15 protein-coding genes are annotated in these 17,870 nt (G+C 73.6%); 8 read left to right on the forward strand and 7 right to left on the reverse strand.

The annotated features are described in order from the left end of the window. Window positions 1–6: 6 nt before the first annotated feature. From sufD to DE149_RS10960, 3 genes are all read right to left on the reverse strand, one after another. Window positions 7–1,245, reverse strand: coding sequence for a Fe-S cluster assembly protein SufD (sufD, locus tag DE149_RS10950; protein ID WP_036382717.1), 1,239 nt, complete (start codon window positions 1,243–1,245; stop codon window positions 7–9). A gap of 1 nt (window position 1,246) precedes the next feature. Next, on the reverse strand, window positions 1,247–2,719 hold the full coding sequence (sufB, locus tag DE149_RS10955; protein ID WP_036315257.1) for a Fe-S cluster assembly protein SufB: 1,473 nt from the start codon (window positions 2,717–2,719) through the stop codon (window positions 1,247–1,249). Window positions 2,720–2,795: 76 nt separating this feature from the next. Further along, window positions 2,796–3,581: a metalloregulator ArsR/SmtB family transcription factor gene (locus DE149_RS10960; RefSeq protein ID WP_306452712.1), complete on the reverse strand. Its 786-nt coding sequence runs from the start codon at window positions 3,579–3,581 to the stop codon at window positions 2,796–2,798. Window positions 3,582–3,631: 50 nt separating this feature from the next. Between DE149_RS10960 and DE149_RS10965 the strand changes: the two genes are divergently transcribed. The 3 genes from DE149_RS10965 to DE149_RS10975 are packed head-to-tail and all read left to right on the forward strand — an operon-like array spanning window position 3,632 to window position 6,429. Continuing rightward, on the forward strand, window positions 3,632–4,597 hold the full coding sequence (locus DE149_RS10965) for an ABC transporter ATP-binding protein (protein WP_223247537.1): 966 nt from the start codon (window positions 3,632–3,634) through the stop codon (window positions 4,595–4,597). Then, window positions 4,594–5,370, forward strand: a complete 777-nt coding sequence (locus DE149_RS10970) for an ABC transporter permease (protein WP_036315265.1) — start codon at window positions 4,594–4,596, stop codon at window positions 5,368–5,370. Before DE149_RS10965 ends, DE149_RS10970 begins: the two co-directional genes overlap by 4 nt. Window positions 5,371–5,412: 42 nt before the next feature. Further along, window positions 5,413–6,429: a heme A synthase gene (locus DE149_RS10975; protein WP_036315267.1), complete on the forward strand. Its 1,017-nt coding sequence runs from the start codon at window positions 5,413–5,415 to the stop codon at window positions 6,427–6,429. A gap of 87 nt (window positions 6,430–6,516) precedes the next feature. Here DE149_RS10975 and DE149_RS10980 read toward each other — a convergent pair whose 3' ends face one another. Further along, window positions 6,517–7,500: a heme o synthase gene (locus DE149_RS10980; protein WP_036315269.1), complete on the reverse strand. Its 984-nt coding sequence runs from the start codon at window positions 7,498–7,500 to the stop codon at window positions 6,517–6,519. Between the two features lie 262 nt (window positions 7,501–7,762). Between DE149_RS10980 and tkt the strand changes: the two genes are divergently transcribed. From tkt to DE149_RS11005, 5 genes are read left to right on the forward strand one after another with little or no spacing between them, the layout of a single operon-like run. Continuing rightward, complete coding sequence (gene tkt, locus DE149_RS10985; RefSeq protein ID WP_036315272.1) at window positions 7,763–9,937, forward strand: transketolase; 2,175 nt, start codon at window positions 7,763–7,765, stop codon at window positions 9,935–9,937. A 59-nt stretch (window positions 9,938–9,996) separates the two neighbouring features. Further along, window positions 9,997–11,115 (forward strand): transaldolase, encoded by a 1,119-nt coding sequence (gene tal, locus DE149_RS10990; RefSeq protein WP_063189246.1) that lies wholly within the window; start codon window positions 9,997–9,999, stop codon window positions 11,113–11,115. Between the two features lie 56 nt (window positions 11,116–11,171). Beyond that, entirely contained in the window at window positions 11,172–12,773 is a 1,602-nt protein-coding gene (locus DE149_RS10995; RefSeq protein ID WP_036315278.1) for a glucose-6-phosphate isomerase, read from the forward strand. Further along, entirely contained in the window at window positions 12,763–14,325 is a 1,563-nt protein-coding gene (gene zwf / locus DE149_RS11000) for a glucose-6-phosphate dehydrogenase (protein ID WP_036315281.1), read from the forward strand. The genes DE149_RS10995 and zwf overlap by 11 nt, the downstream gene beginning before the upstream one ends. Next, window positions 14,322–15,263, forward strand: coding sequence for a glucose-6-phosphate dehydrogenase assembly protein OpcA (locus DE149_RS11005; RefSeq protein WP_036315284.1), 942 nt, complete (start codon window positions 14,322–14,324; stop codon window positions 15,261–15,263). Before zwf ends, DE149_RS11005 begins: the two co-directional genes overlap by 4 nt. A 93-nt stretch (window positions 15,264–15,356) precedes the next feature. Here the strand turns inward: DE149_RS11005 and secG are convergent, their stop codons facing one another. The 3 genes from secG to pgk form a co-directional block, all read right to left on the reverse strand. Next, window positions 15,357–15,608, reverse strand: coding sequence for a preprotein translocase subunit SecG (secG, locus tag DE149_RS11010; protein ID WP_036315286.1), 252 nt, complete (start codon window positions 15,606–15,608; stop codon window positions 15,357–15,359). An 81-nt stretch (window positions 15,609–15,689) separates the two neighbouring features. Continuing rightward, entirely contained in the window at window positions 15,690–16,481 is a 792-nt protein-coding gene (gene tpiA / locus DE149_RS11015; RefSeq protein ID WP_010078716.1) for a triose-phosphate isomerase, read from the reverse strand. 2 nt (window positions 16,482–16,483) lie between these two features. Then, the gene (gene pgk, locus DE149_RS11020; protein ID WP_036315290.1) at window positions 16,484–17,731 is read right to left on the reverse strand and encodes a phosphoglycerate kinase; all 1,248 of its coding nucleotides are present in this window, start codon (window positions 17,729–17,731) and stop codon (window positions 16,484–16,486) included. Between the last annotated feature and the right edge of the window lie 139 nt (window positions 17,732–17,870).

Here is a 17,870-nt window from a genome sequence, read left to right on the forward strand (position 1 = left end):
CGTCGGTCAGAGCTGCGCGATGCGCAGCTCGTCCTCCATGACGGCGGTCAGCTCGTCCTCGACGTCGCCGATGCCGATCTTCTGGATGATCTCGTTGAGGAAGCCGCGCACGATCAGGCGGCGGGCCTCGGTCTCGGAGATGCCGCGGGCCATCAGGTAGAACAGCTGGGTCTCGTCGAAGCGGCCGGTCGCGGACGCGTGGCCCGCCCCCTCGATCACGCCGGTCTCGATCTCCAGGTTCGGCACCGAGTCCGCGCGCGCCCCGTCGGAGAGCAGCAGGTTCTGGTTCTTCTCGTACGTGTCCGTGCCCTCGGCCTCCTTGCGGATCAGCACGTCGCCCACCCACACGGTGCGCGCGTCCGTGCCCTGCAGGGCGCCCTTGTAGAGCACGTTCGAGACGCAGTCCGGCTGGTTGTGGTCCACGAACAGGCGGTTCTCGAGGTGCTGACCGGCGTCGGCGAAGTACAGGCCGTACATCTCGGCCTCGCCGCGCTCGGCGGCGAACCGCGCGGTCGGGGTCAGCCGCACCACGCCGCCGCCGTAGGACACGGCCACGTGCTTGAAGTGCGCGTTCGTGGCGACCGAGGCCTGCTGGGCCGAGACGTGCACGGCGTCGGCCTCCCAGGCCTGCAGCGCGACCACGTTCAGGCGGGCGTCGCGGCGCACGTCGAACTCGACGTTCTGGGCCAGCACGGCGGTGCCGCGGTGGGCGATCACGACGTCGGCCTGCGCGTTCTCCTCCACGAGCACGGTCAGGTGCATCGCGGCCGGGTCGGCGGAGGAGCCGACGACGTCGATGCGCACCGGCTCGGCGACCTCGCCGGAGATCGTCACGACGGTGGCCTCGGAGACCGAGTTCCAGGCCGCGGCGGACACGCGGTCGTCCGGGGTCAGGACGGAGCCGACGCGGGCGTCGTCGCGGGCCACGGTCTCCACCGTGACGCCGGCCTGCTCGGCCACGGTCACGGCGGGGGCGGCACCGGTCAGGCGCGCGTCGTCGCCCTCGGGCAGGTGCAGCCCGCCCAGGCGCTTGAGCGGGGTGAAGCGCCAGTCCTCCTCGCGCCCCGTGAGCACGGGGAAGTCGGACAGCTCGAAGGAGCTGAGGCGATCGGCGCGCGAGCCCGCGGCGTTGCGCTCCCGGCCCCCGGCCCGGGCGGCCGGGTTCTGCGCGGCGGTGAGCTTCTCGCCCTCCTCGCCCATGCCCGGGATCATGGTCCGCTGGGTGTTCTCCACGGTGTCGGTCATGTCAGCCCACCGATCCTTCCATCTGCAGTTCGATCAGCTTGTTGAGCTCGAGCGCGTACTCCATGGGCAGCTCGCGGGCGATCGGCTCGATGAAGCCGCGCACGATCATGGCCATGGCCTCGTCCTCGGACATGCCACGGCTCATGAGGTAGAAGAGCTGCTCCTCGGACACCTTCGAGACGGTCGCCTCGTGGCCGAGGGTCACGTCGTCCTCGCGGATGTCGATGTACGGGTACGTGTCGGAGCGGGAGACCGTGTCGACGAGCAGGGCGTCGCACACCACCGAGTTGGCGGAGCCGTTCGCGCCCTCGGCGATCTGCACCAGGCCGCGGTAGGCGGCGCGGCCGCCGCTGCGGGCCACGGACTTGGACACGATCGAGGAGTTCGTGTGCGGGGCCATGTGCACCATCTTGGAGCCGGTGTCCTGGTGCTGGTCCTTGCCCGCGAACGCGACGGAGAGGGTCTCGCCGGTGGCGTGCTCGCCGGTCAGGTACACGGCCGGGTACTTCATGGTCACCTTGGAGCCGATGTTGCCGTCGATCCACTCCATGGTGCCGCCGGCCTCGACCACGGCGCGCTTGGTCACGAGGTTGTACACGTTCGTGGACCAGTTCTGGATGGTGGTGTAGCGCACGCGGGCGTTCTTCTTCACCACGATCTCGACGACGGCAGAGTGCAGCGAGTCGGACTGGTAGATCGGGGCGGTGCAGCCCTCGATGTAGTGCACGTACGAGTCCTCGTCCGCGATGATCAGCGTCCGCTCGAACTGGCCCATGTTCTCCGTGTTGATGCGGAAGTAGGCCTGCAGCGGGATCTCCACGTGCACGCCCTTGGGCACGTACACGAAGGAGCCGCCGGACCACACGGCCGTGTTCAGGGAGGCGAACTTGTTGTCGCCGACCGGGATCACGGTGCCGAAGTACTCCTCGAAGATCTCCGGGTGCTCCTTGAGCGCGGTGTCGGTGTCGAGGAACACGACGCCCTGCTCCTCCAGGTCCTCGCGGATCTGGTGGTAGACGACCTCGGACTCGTACTGGGCGGCGACGCCGGCCACGAGACGCTCGCGCTCGGCCTCGGGGATGCCCAGGCGCTCGTAGGTGTTGCGGATGTCCTCGGGCAGGTCCTCCCAGGTCTTGGCCTGGCCCTCGGTGGAGCGCACGAAGTACTTGATGTTGTCGAAGTCGATGCCGGACAGGTCCGGGCCCCACGCCGGCATCGGCTTGCGCTCGAAGTACTTGAGGGCCTTGAGGCGCAGGTCACGCATCCACTCCGGCTCGTCCTTCTTGCCGGAGATGTCGCGCACGACGTCCTCGTTCAGACCGCGGACGGCCTTCTCGCCGGCCGCGTCGGAGTCGGCCCAGCCGTACTGGTAGGCGCCGATGGCGTTGAGCTCGGGGTTCTTGTCGAGGATCTCCTGGATCACGCCGGGGTCGGCGGTCTCCGCGGAGTCCCGCTGGACGATCTGGTCGGTCATCTCAGCCTCTCTCACTAGTCACTGCGGTCGGGGTCGGTCGGGTGGTCGGCGGGAGCCGGGGCGAGGCCCGCGCGGCTCAGTCGCGGCCCAGCGGCACATGTGTGGTGCACACGTGGGCGCCGGCGGCGAGGGTCGAGAGCCGGCGCACGTCCACCTCGAGCAGGCGGGCGAACAGCGCGGTCTCCTCTTCACAGAACTCCGGATGGCGCGCGGGAATTCCCTGGAACGGGCAGTGCCCCTGGCAGACCTGGTCCGCGCGGAGGGTGGGCGCCAGGCCCGCGCCGAAGTGGCGCAGCGTGCCGGCGTAGCCGGCCTCGTCGAGGACCCGCGCGAGGATCCGGGTGCGGTCCTGCAGCGCGGTCTCCCGGCCGTCGACGGCGGCCGTGAAGCGCTCCTCGATCTCGCGGAAGGCGTGGCGCGCGGTGCGGCGCACCTCCTCCTCCCCGCCGAGCTCCTCGAGGCGGGCCAGGGTGTCCAGGGCGACGGCGAGGTGGTCCTTGGGCAGGTGCTCCTGCGCGTGCGAGGTGACCACGTAGCGGCGGGAGGGCCGTCCCGCGCCGCGGGCCGCGGTGACCCGCTTGACCTCGACGAGCGAGTCCTCCTCGAGCGCGTCCAGATGGCGGCGCACGGCGGCCGCGGTCAGCTCCAGCTCGCGGCCGATCTCGGCCGCGCTCACGGGTCCACGCGTCAGGACCAGCTGCAGCACACGCTCGCGCGTGCCCTCGGCCGGGGCCGGAGCGGGGGGCGACGCAGACTGATCCGAATACACCACGCCATCATGACCTATTGATCTGGAACGGTTCAAGTGAGGCTCACCTGGCTTGATGACGCCCACGGCGGAACCCGCCGCAGGCCCGGGCACCCCCGGCCCCACGAGCCGGGGTCGCAGGGCCCGAGGACTAGACTGGCACAGTGCCCCGACCTCCCCTGACCCCGGATCCCGTGCCGCGCGACGAGCCCGTCCTGCGCCTGAGCGACGTCCACCGGAGCCTCGGCCGCGGCCGGTCCCGCACCCCCGTCCTGCGGGGCGTCGACCTCACTGCCCGTGCCGGCGCCGTCACGGTGCTGCTCGGCCCCAACGGGGCCGGCAAGTCCACCACCCTCGGCCTCTGCCACGGCATGGACCGGCCCGACGCCGGCACCGTGCGCGTGTTCGGCGCAGACCCGTGGCGGGCCTCCGCCGACCTGCGCGCCCGCATCGGCGTGATGTGGCAGGAGGGCGGCCTGCCGCCCGCGATCCCCGCCCGCCGCTTCGTCGGCCACGTGGCGTCCCTGTACCGCGACCCGCTGCCCGTCGAGCCGCTGCTGGAGCGCCTGCTGATCGCCGAGGTCGCCGGCCGCCCCCTGCGCCGCCTCTCCGGTGGCCAGCGCCAGCGCGTCGCGCTCGCGGCCGCCCTCGTCGGCCGGCCGGACATGCTGTTCCTCGACGAGCCCACCGCGGGCCTCGACCCGGAGACCCGGCCCGTCGTGCACGACGTCGTGCGTGAACAGACCGACCGCGGCGCCGCCGTGCTGCTGACCACGCACCTGCTCGACGACGCCGAGCGGCTCGCGGACGACGTCGCCATCCTGCGCGCCGGCCGCGTGGTGCGCTCCGGCTCGCTGGCCGAGCTCACGCGCGTGGCCGAGGGCGACGTCGTCGACGTGGACTTCGGCGACGCCTCCCCCGACGCCGTCCGCGCCTGGGCCGACACCCTGCCCGCGCCGCTGCGCGCGGCCGGCCTCGACGAGTCCGCCCGCCTGCGCGTGGCCGGCGTCCGCGGCCCGGACGACCTGGCCGTCCTCGCCGCGAGCTGGCGGGAGCACGCCCTGATGCCCACCCGATTCGAGCGCGCCGGACTGCGCCTCGAGCAGATCCTCCGGGAGACCGCCGCATGAGCACGCCCGTCGTCGACCACCGCGCCCCGGCCGGCACCGGAGCCCACGCCGGCGCCGCCCCGCTGGCCGCCCGCGTCCTGCGTCAGGCCGGCTACGAGACCGGCACCGCGCTGCGCAACGGCGAGCAGCTGCTCGTCACCGTGGTGCTGCCCCTGCTCGCGCTCGTGGGCGTGCACGTCACCGGCCTGCTGGACGCCCCCGGCCGCTCGGGCCTGGACGTGGCCGTGCCCGGCGTGCTCGCCCTGGCCGTGATCAGCTCCGCGTTCACGGCCACCGCGATCGCCACGGGCTTCGAGCGTCGCTACGACGTGCTCGCCGCCCTGGCCACCACCCCGCTGGGCACGCTCGGCCTCGTCGCCGGCAAGGCCCTGGCGGTGGTGGCCCTCCTGCTGGTGCAGGTGAGCGTGATCGGCGGCGTCGGCCTGGCGCTCGGCTGGCGTCCGGACCCCGAGGGGATCCTGCCGGCCCTCGTCGCCCTCGCGCTGGGGGCCGCCGCCTTCACGGCCCTCGGGCTGCTGCTCGCCGGCACGGCCCGGCCGGAGGCGACCCTCGCCGTCGCCAACCTGCTGTGGGTGCTGTTCGGCGCCGTCGGCGGCACGGTGTTCCCCGCGCGGGTGCCCGGCGTGGACCTGCTCCCCTCCGGCGCGCTGGGCACGGCCCTGCGGGCCGCCCTCCTGGACGGGGCCTGGTCGCCCGTCCCCCTGCTCGTGCTCACCCTGTGGGGCGCCGTGGCCGTCGCGGCCGCGCTCCGCTGGTTCCGCTGGCGGCCCTGAGCCGTTCCCCGTCCCCCTGCATCGAACGATCGGAAGGACACCGTGTCCACCACCACCCCCGCGGCCGGGACCGCCCCGGCCGGGCTCGCCGCCCGCCTGCCGCAGCGCCTCACGAAGGCCACCATGGCCCTCGCCGTGGCGTCCCTGGCGTCCGAGATCGGCATCATCGTCACCGGCGGCGCCGTGCGCCTCACCGGCTCCGGCCTGGGCTGCCCCACGTGGCCCAAGTGCTCACCCGAGTCCCTCACCAACACCCCAGAGATGGGCATCCACGGCTACATCGAATTCGGCAACCGGACGCTGACGTTCGTCCTGGTGGTCATCGCCGCCGCCATGTTCCTGTCCCTGTGGAACCTGCGCGGCACCCACCGGAGCCCCTTCTGGCTCTCCGTGGGCCTGCTGGCCGGCATCCCCGCGCAGGCCCTCGTGGGCGGCGTCGTGGTCCTGACGCATCTGAACCCGTGGTGGGTGGCCGGTCACTTCATCGTGTCCTCGATCATGGTCGCCGTGGCGACCCTGCTCGTGGTGCGCATCGCCGCCGAGCGCCGCGCCGGCCGGGCGGGCGTGCCCCTCGTGGACGGCGCCACCACCGTCCGGTCCCGTGCCGCCGCCTGGGCGGCGTTCGCGCTGACGTGGGCCGCCGTGTACCTGGGCACCGTGGTGACCGGCACGGGCCCGCACTCCGGCGACCCCGGCTCGCCGCGCCACGAGTTCGACCCGCTGCTGGTCACCCGGATCCACGTGATCCCGGTGTACCTGCTCCTGGCGGCCGCCCTGGTCCTGTTCTTCACGGTGCGCCGCGCGGCCGGCGCCTCCCGCCTGCAGCGCGCCGCCGTGCTGCGGCTCCTGCTCGCCCTCGTGTTCCAGGCCGCCGTGGGCTACACCCAGCACTTCACGGGCCTGCCGATCGGTGTGGTCCTGCTGCACATGCTCGGCTCGGCACTGCTCGTGGCGTCGGCGACGGAGGCCTGGGACCGGCAGGTCGCCCGCTACGTCACGGCCGGACCCGGTGCCGCGGTCGAGACCGCCACGCCCGCGCGCACCGTCGCCGCGGGCTGACGCCCCGCGCACGCGAACGGCCCCGCACCGGCTGGTGCGGGGCCGTCGTCGTCGGCGTCCCGGGGAGCGCTGGGGGCGGACCGGCGCTCAGGCGCCGAAGTGCATCAGCGGCGCACCCACGAACGGGTCCACGGCCAGGGCGATGAACAGCAGCGTCAGGTAGGTGATGGAGAGGTGGAAGACCTTCATGGCCTTGCGGTCCTCGAAGTCCTCGCGCTGGGCCTGCACCTGCAGCACGTGGGACTCCCAGATGAACCAGCCGCCGACGACGAGCGCGACCGCGGTGTAGACGATGCCGGCCCAGCCCATCGGCACGAGCAGGAGGGAGCAGGCCACGGTGGCCCACGCGTAGAGCACGACCTGGTTGGAGACGTGGCGCGCGGAGGCGATGGCGCCGAGCATCGGCACGTCGGCCTGCTGGTAGTCGCGCTTGTACTTCATGGACAGCGGCCAGTAGTGCGGGGGCGTCCACAGGAAGACCACGAGGAACAGCACGATGGCCGGCCACTCGACGGTCCCGCGCACGGCCGCCCAGCCGATCAGCACGGGGAAGCAGCCGGCGATGCCGCCCCACACGATGTTCTGCTCCGTGCGGCGCTTGAGCACGAGCGAGTACACGACCACGTAGAAGAAGATGGCGGCCACACCCAGGCCGGCCGCCAGCCAGTTGGCGCCGAACCCGAGGATCAGGATGGACACGACCGTCTGCACCCACGCGAACACGAGGGCCTCGCGGGGGGTGACCTCGCCGGTGACGAGCGGCCGGTTCTCGGTGCGCTTCATGACCCGGTCGATGTCGCGGTCGATGTAGCAGTTGAAGGTGCCGGAGGCGCCGGCGGCGAGCGCACCGCCGACGAGCGTGGCGATCATGGTGAGCACGTCCGGGAAGCCGCGCTGCGCGAAGATCATGGTCGGCAGCGTGGTCACCAGCAGCAGCTCGATCACCCGGGGCTTCGTCAGCTCGACGTACGCCCGGACCTTGCGGCGCAGGGGCAGCGGGGACCGGTCGACGACGCCGGGCTCGGCGGCGGCGACGCGGGCGGCGGACGGCGACTCCAGGGAGGATGACATCTGCTTCTCACGGTGAGGGGACGGTGGGCGTGCCCGTCCCGGGGTTCGGATCGGCCACTCGGGCGGTCCGCCTGCGGTCAGGCCTTGACCCAGTCTACTCGTGTCAACGGCTGTTCGCCCGGGGGCGAAGCATGTCATGAGGCGCCCGGTCGGGCCCGCCCCGCCGTCGCGCGGCTAGGCTGGGACGACGGCCCCGCGCCGCGACGCCCCGGCGTCGGCCGGGGCCGCACCCCGACGCTCCCGATCCGCCAGGAGAGAACCCGTGACCGACGCCGCGCAGCCGTCCACCCCCCCGACCCTGGACCGGGTGGCCCCGGCCCGCGGGTTCGTCTACTCGGAGCAGGACCGCCGGATGGTGGACACGCTCAAGGCGCTCTCGGCGGACGCCGTGGAGAAGGCCGGGCACGGCCACCCCGGCACCGCGATCTCGCTGGCCCCCGTGGCGTGGCAGCTGTACCAGAACGTCATGCACCTGGACCCCACGGACGACCGCTGGGAGGGCCGGGATCGCTTCATCCTCTCCGCGGGCCACGCCTCGCTCATCCAGTACCTGCAGTTGTTCGCCGCGGGCGCCGGGCTCGAGATCGAGGACATCCAGGGGCTGCGCACCGAGGGATCCAGGACCCCGGGCCACCCGGAGTACGGCCACACCCACGGCGTCGAGGTGACCACGGGTCCGCTGGGCCAGGGCCTGGCGATGGGCGTCGGCTTCGCGTACGAGCAGCGCCGCGTGCGCGGGCTGATGGACCCCGACGCCGCCCCCGGCACCTCCCCGTTCGACCACCACGTGTTCGTGCTCGCCTCCGACGGGGACATCCAGGAGGGCGTCGCCGCCGAGGCCTCCTCGCTGGCCGGGCACCAGGAGCTCGGGAACCTGGTCGTCGTCTACGACGCGAACCGCATCTCGATCGAGGACGACACGGACATCGCGTTCACCGAGGACGTGGTCCGCCGCTACGAGGCCTACGGCTGGCACGTGCAGGAGGTCGACTGGACCAACGGCGCCCAGGGCCACGCCGTGACCGAGTACACGGAGGACGTGGAGGCCCTGTACGACGCCCTCGTCGCGGCCAAGGCCGAGACCGGCCGGCCCTCGCTGATCAAGCTGCGCACCGTGATCGGCTGGCCCTCCCCCACGAAGCAGAACACCGGCGGCATCCACGGCTCCAAGCTCGGCACGGACGAGGTCGCCGGCCTCAAGGAGAGCCTCGGGCTGGACCCGACCAAGACCTTCGACGTCGACCCCGAGCTCCTGGCCCGCGCCCGGTCCATCGCCGAGCGCTCGGCAGAGTACCGCCGCGGCTGGGAGGTGGCGTTCCAGGCCTGGCGCGAGGCGAACCCGGAGAACGCGCGGCTGTACGACCGACTGGCCGGACGAGAGCTGCCCGCTGGCTTCGCGGACGCGTTCCCGTCCTGGGACGCGGACGAGAAGGGCCTGGCCACGCGCGCGGCCTCCGGAGAGGTGCTCACGGCCCTCGCGCCGGTCATGCCCGAGCTCTGGGGCGGCTCGGCCGACCTCGCCGGGTCGAACAACACCACCATGAAGGGCGAGCCCTCCTTCATCCCGGCCCGCCGCTCCACCGCCACGTGGCAGGGCCACGAGTACGGCCGCACCCTGCACTTCGGCGTCCGCGAGTTCGCGGCCGGGGCGATCGTCAACGGCATCACGATCGGCGGCCTGACCCGCGCGTACGTGGGCACGTTCCTGACGTTCTCCGACTACATGCGCCCCGCCGTCCGCCTGGCCGCCCTCATGGGCACCCCGAGCACGTACGTGTGGACGCACGACTCCATCGGCCTCGGCGAGGACGGCCCCACGCACCAGCCGGTGGAGCACCTGGCCGCCCTGCGGGCCATCCCCGGGCTCGACGTCGTCCGCCCGGCCGACGCCAACGAGACCGCGTGGGCGTGGCGGACGGTGCTCGAGCACCGGGACCGCCCGGCCGGGCTCGTCCTGTCCCGGCAGAGCCTGCCCGTGCTCCCCCGGGACACGGACGGCTTCGCCCCCGCCTCGGGCGTGGCCCGCGGCGCCTACGTCCTCATCGACGCCACGGATGCCGACGGCGCGCCGACGCCGGCCCGCGCGCTGCTGATCGCGACCGGCTCCGAGGTCTCCGTGGCCGTGCGGGCCCGCGCGCTGCTGCAGGCCGACGGCGTCCCGACCCGCGTCGTCTCCGCCCCCTGCCTCGAGTGGTTCGCCGAGCAGGACGAGGCCTACCGGGCCGAGGTCCTGCCCGACGGCCCCGACGCCCCGGTCCGCGTCTCCGTCGAGGCCGGCATCGCGATGCCGTGGTTCGAGCACACGGTGACGGCCTCCTCCCCGGGCGCCCGCGTGAGCCTCGAGCACTACGGCGAGTCGGCCGACGGCGCCCGCCTGATGGAGAAGTACGGATTCACTGGCGAGCACGTCGCCGAGGTGACCCGCGGCCTCCTCTGAGGCCCGGCGCCCACGGCGCCCCGAGCACGTCCACCCCGAAGGGAAGGCACCCGCAGACCATGAGCACCCCGCAGAACCCGAACACCGCCGCGCTGGCCCAGGCCGGTGTGTCGATCTGGCTCGACGACCTCTCCCGCACGCGGCTGGACGAGGGCACGCTCGAAGAGCTGATCGCCACCCGCTCGGTCACCGGCGTCACCACGAACCCGTCCATCTTCGCGGTCGCCCTCGCGGACGCGGGCGCCTACCAGGGACAGCTGCGCGACCTCGCCGCGGCCGGCGCCTCGGTGGACGAGGCCGTCGTCGCCCTGACGACCGAGGACGTGCGCCGCGCCGCCGACGTGCTCGCGCCCGTCCACGAGCGCACCGGCGGGGCGGACGGCTTCGTCTCCCTTGAGGTCGATCCGCGCCTGGCCCGCGACGCCGCCGGCACCGTGGCGCAGGCCCGCGAGCTGGCGGCGGCCGTCGACCGTCCCAACCTCATGGTGAAGATCCCCGCGACCGTGGAGGGCCTGTCCGCCATCGCGGACGTGCTCGGCGCGGGCATCAGCGTGAACGTGACCCTGATCTTCTCCCTGCCCCGCTACCGCCGGGTGCTCAACGCCTGGCTCACCGGCCTGGAGAAGGCCCGGGCGAACGGGCACGACGTCCGCCGCCTCCACTCGGTGGCCTCCTTCTTCGTCTCCCGTGTGGACACGGAGGTCGACGCGCGGCTGCGCGCGATCGGCACCCCCGAGGCCGAGGCGCTGACCGGCCGGGCCGCCGTCGCCAACGCGCGCCTGGCCTACCGAGCCTTCGAGCAGGCCCTGGACTCGGAGCGCTGGCGCCTGCTCGAGGCGGCCGGCGCCCCCGTGCAGCGGCCCCTGTGGGCCTCCACCGGCGTCAAGGACCCCGCCCTGCCGGACACGCTGTACGTCACCGAACTCGTGGCACCGCACACCGTGACCACCCTGCCGGAGAAGACCCTCGAGGCGGTCGCCGACCACGGGGTGATTGCGGCGGACACCGTCACGGGCGCCTACGCCGAGGCCGATGCCCTGCTCGACGCGGTCGGCGCGGCAGGCGTGTCCTACCAGGACGTCGTGGACGTGCTGGAGACTGAGGGCCTGGAGAAGTTCGAGGCCGCGTGGGACGAGCTGCTCGGCTCGGTCCGCTCCGGGCTCGACGCCCATCGCTGACCGCACCCGCCCCCCGACCCCGCCGCCCGCTCGCCACGCGCACGGAAGGACCCCCCATGAGCACCCTCGGCCTCACCGCCACCGGAGCCGCCCTCGAGGCGATCGACCGCCATCTGCCCGCCCTCCTCCAGGACCGCGTCGCCTCCCGCCTCGGGGCGCAGGACGCCGACCTGTGGGGGGCGCCGGCCCGCGACGAGGCCGCCAAGCGGCTCGGCTGGATCGACCTGTTCGAGGACTCCCGCGCCCTCGTCCCGCACATCGCCCAGCTGACCCGGGAGCTGCGCGCCGAGGGCGTGGACCGCGTGGTCCTGGCGGGCATGGGCGGCTCGTCCCTGGCCCCCGAGGTGATCGCGGCGACGGCCGGCGTCGAGCTCGAGGTCCTGGACTCCACGGACCCGCTCCAGGTCTCCCGCGCCCTCGAGCGCGACCTCGAGCGAACCGTGCTGGTGGTCTCCTCCAAGTCCGGCTCCACCGTGGAGACCGACTCGCAGCGCCGCGTCGTCGAGGCCGCGTTCCGCGACGCCGGGATCGACCCCCGCACCCGCCTGGTCGCCGTCACGGACCCGGGCTCACCGCTGCACGCCGCGTGCGAGTCCGCCGGCTGGCGCGCCGTCTTCACCGCGGACCCGACCGTGGGCGGGCGTTTCTCGGCCCTCACCGCGTTCGGCCTGGTCCCCACCGGCCTGGCCGGCGTGGACGTCGCGGCCCTGCTGGACGACGCGGAGGCCGTGCTCGACCTGCTGATCGCCGACGACGAGGACAACCCGGGCCTGCAGCTCGGCGCGGCCCTGGGCGGCACCCGCCCGCTGCGCGACAAGCTCGTCTTCGCCGACCACGGGTCCGGCATCGCCGGACTGCCGGCCTGGATCGAGCAGCTGATCGCCGAGTCCACGGGCAAGGACGGCACCGGGCTGCTGCCCGTCGTCGTCGCCCCCGGCGACCCCGAGACCGTGTGGGACGCCCCCGACCTGCTGCAGGTGCAGCTCGTCGGCGAGGACGACGTCGCGGCCCCGGGCCACGGCGTGCAGGTCGCCGGCTCGCTCGGCGCCCAGCTGCTGCTGTGGGAGGTGGCCACCGCGGTGGCCGGCCGCCTGCTCGGGATCAACCCCTTCGACCAGCCGGACGTGGAGGCCGCCAAGGCCGCCGCCCGCACCCTGCTGGACGGCCCCGCCGCCGAGCGGCCGGCCGACGGCGAGGTGGAGGGTGTCGAGGTCTCCGGCCCGGCGTCCGTGACCTCTGCCCCGGACCTGGCCGGCGTGCTGCGCGCCACGGCGGCACTGGTGCCCGAGGGCGGCTACCTGGCGGTCCACGCCTACCTCTCCCGTCATGACGACGCCGAGCTCGAGGAGCTGCGCGCGGACCTGGCGGACCTGGTCGGCCGCCCGGTCACGTTCGGCTGGGGTCCGCGGTTCCTGCACTCCACCGGACAGTTCCACAAGGGCGGCCCGGCCGTCGGCGTGTTCCTGCAGATCACCGGCGACGCCGGCCTGGACCTCGAGGTGCCCGGCCGCCCGTTCTCCCTGGGCAGGCTCATCGCCGCGCAGGCAGCGGGCGACGCCCGGGTGCTGGGCGATCTCGGCCGCCCCGTGGTCACCCTGCACCTGCGCCGCCGCGACGCGGGCATCGAGGCCCTGAGGAGCGCCGTCCGTGGCCGGTGAGTCCCGGACCGCCCCCCGCAACCCGCTGCGCGACCCCCGTGACCGGCGCCTGACCCGCATCGCGGGCCCGTCGGCGCTCGTGCTGTTCGGCGTGACGGGCGACCTGGCGAAGAAGAAGCTCCTGCCGGCCATGTACGACCTGGCCCAACGCGGCCTGCTGCCGCCGGCGTTCTCCCTCGTCGGCTTCGGTCGCCGCAGCTGGTCCGACGAGGAGTTCGCCGACTACGTGCGCGCCGCCGTCGAGGCCTCCTCCCGGACCACGTTCGACGAGACCGTGTGGGACCAGTTCCAGGGCGGTCTGCGCTTCGTCTCCGGCGCGTTCGACGACGAGGCTGCCTACGTCCGTCTCGACGAGGTGCTCGCCGAGCTCGAGACCTCACGCGGCACGCGGGGGAACACCGCGTTCTACCTCTCCATCCCGCCGGACTGGTTCGAGGCCGTCTCCCGCCACCTGGCCGACCAGGGCCTGGCCGACCGGTCGCAGCCGGCCGAGGGCCCGTGGCGCCGCGTGGTCATCGAGAAGCCCTTCGGCCACGACCTGGCCAGCGCGCAGGAGCTCAATGCTGTGATCGAGCGCGTCTTCCCCTCGGACGCGGTGTTCCGCATCGACCACTACCTCGGCAAGGAGACGGTGCAGAACATCCTCGCGTTCCGGTTCGCCAACCGGATGTTCGAGCCGCTCTGGAACGCGGAGCACGTGGACCACGTCCAGATCACGATGGCCGAGGACATCGGCATCGGTGGACGGGCGAGCTACTACGACGGCGTGGGCGCGGCGCGCGACGTCATCCAGAACCACCTCCTGCAGCTGCTCGCGTTCACCGCGATGGAGGAGCCGATCTCGTTCGACGCGGACCATCTGCGCGCGGAGAAGGAGAAGGTCCTCGAGGCCGTGACCGTCCCGGACACGCCCGAGGGACTCGCGGCGGCCTCCGCCCGCGGCCAGTACACCTCCGGCTGGCAGGGCGGCGAGCGGGTCACGGGATTCCTCGACGAGGAGGGCTTCAACCCGGCGTCCGTCACGGAGACGTACGCCGCGCTCAAGGTGGGCATCCGCACGCGGCGCTGGCAGGGCGTGCCGTTCTACCTGCGGGCCGGCAAACGCCTCGGCCGGCGGGTGACGGAGATCGCCGTCGTCTTCAAGAAGCCCCCGCACCTGCTGTTCCCCGTCCACGACGGGGACGAGTTCGGGCAGAACATCATCGTCATCCGGGTGCAGCCGGACGAGGGCGTCACCATCCGCTTCGCGTCCAAGGTGCCCGGCACGCAGACCGAGATCCGCGACGTCACGATGGACTTCGGCTACGGCCACGCCTTCACCGAGGACTCCCCCGAGGCGTACGAGCGTCTCATCCTCGACGTGCTCCTCGGGGAGCCGCCGCTGTTCCCGCGCCAGGCCGAGGTGGAGCTGTCCTGGCGGATCGTGGACCCGTTCGAGGAGCACTGGGCGAGCCTGGGCACCCAGCCCGAGCCCTACGCCCCGGGCACGTGGGGACCGCCCTCGGCCGACGCCCTCATGGCCCGCGACGGACGAAGCTGGAGGCGCCCGTGAAGATCCGCATGCACGACACCACCACCTCCCAGGTGGCCAAGCGCATCACGCAGCTGCGCGAGAAGAGCGGGGTCGTGGCCCTCGGCCGCGTCCTCACGCTCGTGATCAGCACGGACGACGCCGGCATCGAGTCCGCCGTCCAGGCCGCCAACGCGGCCTCGCTCGAACACCCGTGCCGCATCGTCGTCCTGGCCCTGGGCGACCCCGCGGCCCCCACCCGCCTGGACGCCGAGATCCGGGTCGGGGGCGACGCCGGCGCCTCCGACGTCGTGGTGCTGTGGTGCGCCGGGGAGAACGCCCACGCCGACGAGTCGCTCGTCTCCGGGCTGCTCCTGCCCGATGCGCCCATCGTCGTGTGGTGGCCCGGGGTGCCACCCGGGGTCCCCTCGGCGACGGCGCTCGGTCGCCTGGCCCACCGCCGGATCACGGACACGGCCTCGGCGTCCGCGGCCGAGCCCGCCCTGTGGGCTCTGCGCGCGGGCCACCATGAGGGGGACACCGACCTGGCCTGGACGCGCCTGACGCTGTGGCGGATCCAGGTGGCCGGGATCTTCGACACGCTCGACGTGGCCACCCTGCGCTCGGTGACGGTGGACGGGGCGCCGGACTCCCCCAGCACCATGCTGCTCGCGGCGTGGCTCACCCTGACCCTGAAGGTGCCCGTGACGATCGCGCACTCGAAGGTCGGCCACGGGATCCGTGCGGTGCGCCTGCGGTGCACGGACGGGGACGTGGTGCTCTCCCGCTCGCAGTCGCAGGTGGCCCGGCTCTATCAGCAGGGCCGGCCGGTGCAGCGCATCTCCCTGCCACGCCGGACGATCCAGGACTGCCTGGCCGAGGAGCTGCGCCGCCTGGACCCGGACGAGGTCTTCGGCGCCGTGCTCCACCAGGGCCTGCCGCGCACGGACCTCTCCCCCGTGCAGGCCTCCGAACGCTGAGGGGCCCCCGGCGCCCCACCGGTCCGGGACGCGCGAACGCCCCGCACGGATCTTCCGTGCGGGGCGTTCGCGTCGGGGCCCGGCGGGGCGGCCTCAGGACTCCATGGTCAGACGCGGCAGGACGCCGAGCAGGGCGATCACGACACCCCAGGCGACCACGGAGCCGACGGTCAGGCGGGTGAGCAGACGCTGGGCGGAGCCCGAGGAGCTCATCGAGCTGGTCACGCCGCCGCCGAACATGTCCGAGACGCCGCCGCCGCGGCCCTTGTGCAGCAGGATGAGCAGCACGATGACCACGCTGAGCACGACCACGAGGATCTGCAGGGCCAGGGTCAGGACGTCCACGGGAGGGCTCCTCGGGTCGAGGTGCGGCCCCGGCGCGCGCCGGGGCCGTCACGGAGAATGCGGTCGGTCGGGCCGGACGGATCAGGCCTGGTCGAACCGGACGATCTTAGCAAACTCGTCCGCGTCGAGGCTGGCGCCGCCCACGAGGGCGCCGTCCACGTCTGGCTGCGCCAGCAGCGCCGGCGCGCTGGAGGACTTCACGGAGCCGCCGTAGAGGATCCGCAGTCCGGCGGCGACGTCGTCGCCGTGCAGTGCGGCCACGCGGGCGCGCAGGGCCGCGCACATCTGCTGCGCGTCCTCGGGGCCGGCGACCTCGCCCGTGCCGATCGCCCACACGGGCTCGTAGGCGACGACGACGCCGGCCACGTCCTGCGCCGACAGGCCCGCGATCGAGCCCTCCAGCTGGGCGAGCGTGTGCTCGACGTGCCGGCCGGCCTGGCGCACCTCCAGGCCCTCGCCCACGCAGATCACCGGGGTGAGGCCGTGGCGCAGGGCCGCGGCGGCCTTGCGCGCGACGAGGGCGTCGTCCTCCCCGTGGAGGGTGCGGCGCTCGGAGTGGCCCACGATCGCGTAACGGCACCCCAGCGCGGCCAGGAACGCGCCGGAGACGTCGCCCGTGTAGGCGCCGGCGTCCTCGGGCGAGAGGTCCTGCGCGCCGTAGACGAGGTCCAGGCGGTCACCGGTGACGAGCGTCTGCACGGACCGCAGGCCCGTGAAGGGCGGGAACACCGCGACCTCCACGGCCTCCTGGTCATGGTCCGCGTCCGAGAGGAGCCACGTGAGGCGCTGCACCAGGGTGACGGCCTCGAGGTGGTCCAGGTTCATCTTCCAGTTGCCCGCGATCAGCGGCACGCGCGTGGTCTGCTCCGCCATGCTCACGCCCGCCCCTCGCCGGCCAGGGCGGTGACGCCCGGCAGCTCCTTGCCCTCGAGGTATTCGAGGGAGGCGCCGCCGCCGGTGGAGATGTGGCCGAACGCGTCGTCGGCGAAGCCGAGCGTGCGCACGGCCGCCGCGGAGTCGCCGCCGCCGACCACCGACAGGCCGCCGGCCGCGGAGGCCTCGGTGAGGGCCCGGGCCACCGCCCGGGTGCCCTCCGCGAAGGCCGGGAACTCGAACACGCCCATGGGGCCGTTCCAGAACACGGTCTGGGCGCCGCGGATCTGCTCCGCGAACGCCCGGGCCGTCTCGGGGCCGATGTCCAAGCCCATGGCGGACGCGCCGTGCGCGCCCGAGGTGAGGGCGTCCACGGCCAGGACCTCGTGCTCGGCGTCGGCCGCGAAGCCGGAGGCCATGACGATGTCCGTGGGGAGCACGATGCGGGCGGCCCCGGCCTCGGAGCGGCGCAGGTACTCGCGGACGGTGTCGAGCTGGTCCTCCTCGAGCAGGGAGGCGCCCACCTCGTGGCCCTGCGCCTTGAGGAACGTGAAGAGCATGCCGCCGCCGATCAGCAGCGTGTCGGCCTTGTCCAGCAGGTTGTCGATCACGGCCAGCTTGTCCGAGACCTTCGACCCGCCCAGCACGACGACGTAAGGCCGCTCCGGGGACTCGGTCAGACGGGTGAGCACCTCGAGCTCGGCGGCGACCAGCGGGCCCTGGTGGGCCGGCAGCTGTGCCGCGACGTCGAACACGGAGGCGTGCTTGCGGTGGACCGCGCCGAAGGCGTCGCCCACGTAGGCGCCGTCGTCGCCGGCCAGCGCCGCCATCTCGCCGGCCAGTGCGGCGCGCTCGGCATCGTCCTTGGAGGTCTCGCGGGCGTCGAAGCGCACGTTCTCCAGCAGCAGCACCTGGCCGTCCTGCAGGGCGGCGGCCTTCGCGCGCGCGTCGTCCCCGGTCACGTCCGCGGCGAGGGCGACGTCGGTGCCCAGCAGCTCGGCCATGCGCGCGGCGACGGGGCGGAGGGAGTACGCGGGGTCCGGCTCACCCTTGGGGCGGCCCAGGTGGGCCATGACGATCACGCGCGCACCGGCCTCGGCCAGGTCCCGGATCGCGGGCAGCGAGGCCCGGATGCGGCCGTCGTCGGTGACGGTGTCCCCGTCCAGCGGGACGTTCAGGTCGGACCGGATGAGCACGGTGCGGCCGGCGACGCCGGCCTCGAGCAGATCGGTGAGGGTCGGTGCGGGCATGATGCCTCCTGGGGTGCCGGAGCGGGGTCGGTTCACGGTGCAGTCTAGGGCGTGTCTGAGAATAGATGCACGAGTCAGCTGAGACCCTGGGGACATGTCCCGGTTCCAGATGCTCTCCGACGCCCAATGGGAGTTGATC

Source organism: Micrococcus sp. KT16 (assembly GCF_003315015.1).
Lineage (GTDB): Bacteria > Actinomycetota > Actinomycetes > Actinomycetales > Micrococcaceae > Micrococcus > Micrococcus luteus.

Coding starts and splice junctions, on each gene's coding strand:
- sufD (WP_036382717.1), bottom strand. CDS start 1,245: ATGACCGACACCGTGGAGAACACCCAGCGGACCATGATCCCGGGCATG.
- sufB (WP_036315257.1), bottom strand. CDS start 2,719: ATGACCGACCAGATCGTCCAGCGGGACTCCGCGGAGACCGCCGACCCC.
- DE149_RS10970 (WP_036315265.1), top strand. CDS start 4,594: ATGAGCACGCCCGTCGTCGACCACCGCGCCCCGGCCGGCACCGGAGCC.
- DE149_RS10980 (WP_036315269.1), bottom strand. CDS start 7,500: ATGTCATCCTCCCTGGAGTCGCCGTCCGCCGCCCGCGTCGCCGCCGCC.
- tal (WP_063189246.1), top strand. CDS start 9,997: ATGAGCACCCCGCAGAACCCGAACACCGCCGCGCTGGCCCAGGCCGGT.
- DE149_RS10995 (WP_036315278.1), top strand. CDS start 11,172: ATGAGCACCCTCGGCCTCACCGCCACCGGAGCCGCCCTCGAGGCGATC.
- tpiA (WP_010078716.1), bottom strand. CDS start 16,481: ATGGCGGAGCAGACCACGCGCGTGCCGCTGATCGCGGGCAACTGGAAG.
- pgk (WP_036315290.1), bottom strand. CDS start 17,731: ATGCCCGCACCGACCCTCACCGATCTGCTCGAGGCCGGCGTCGCCGGC.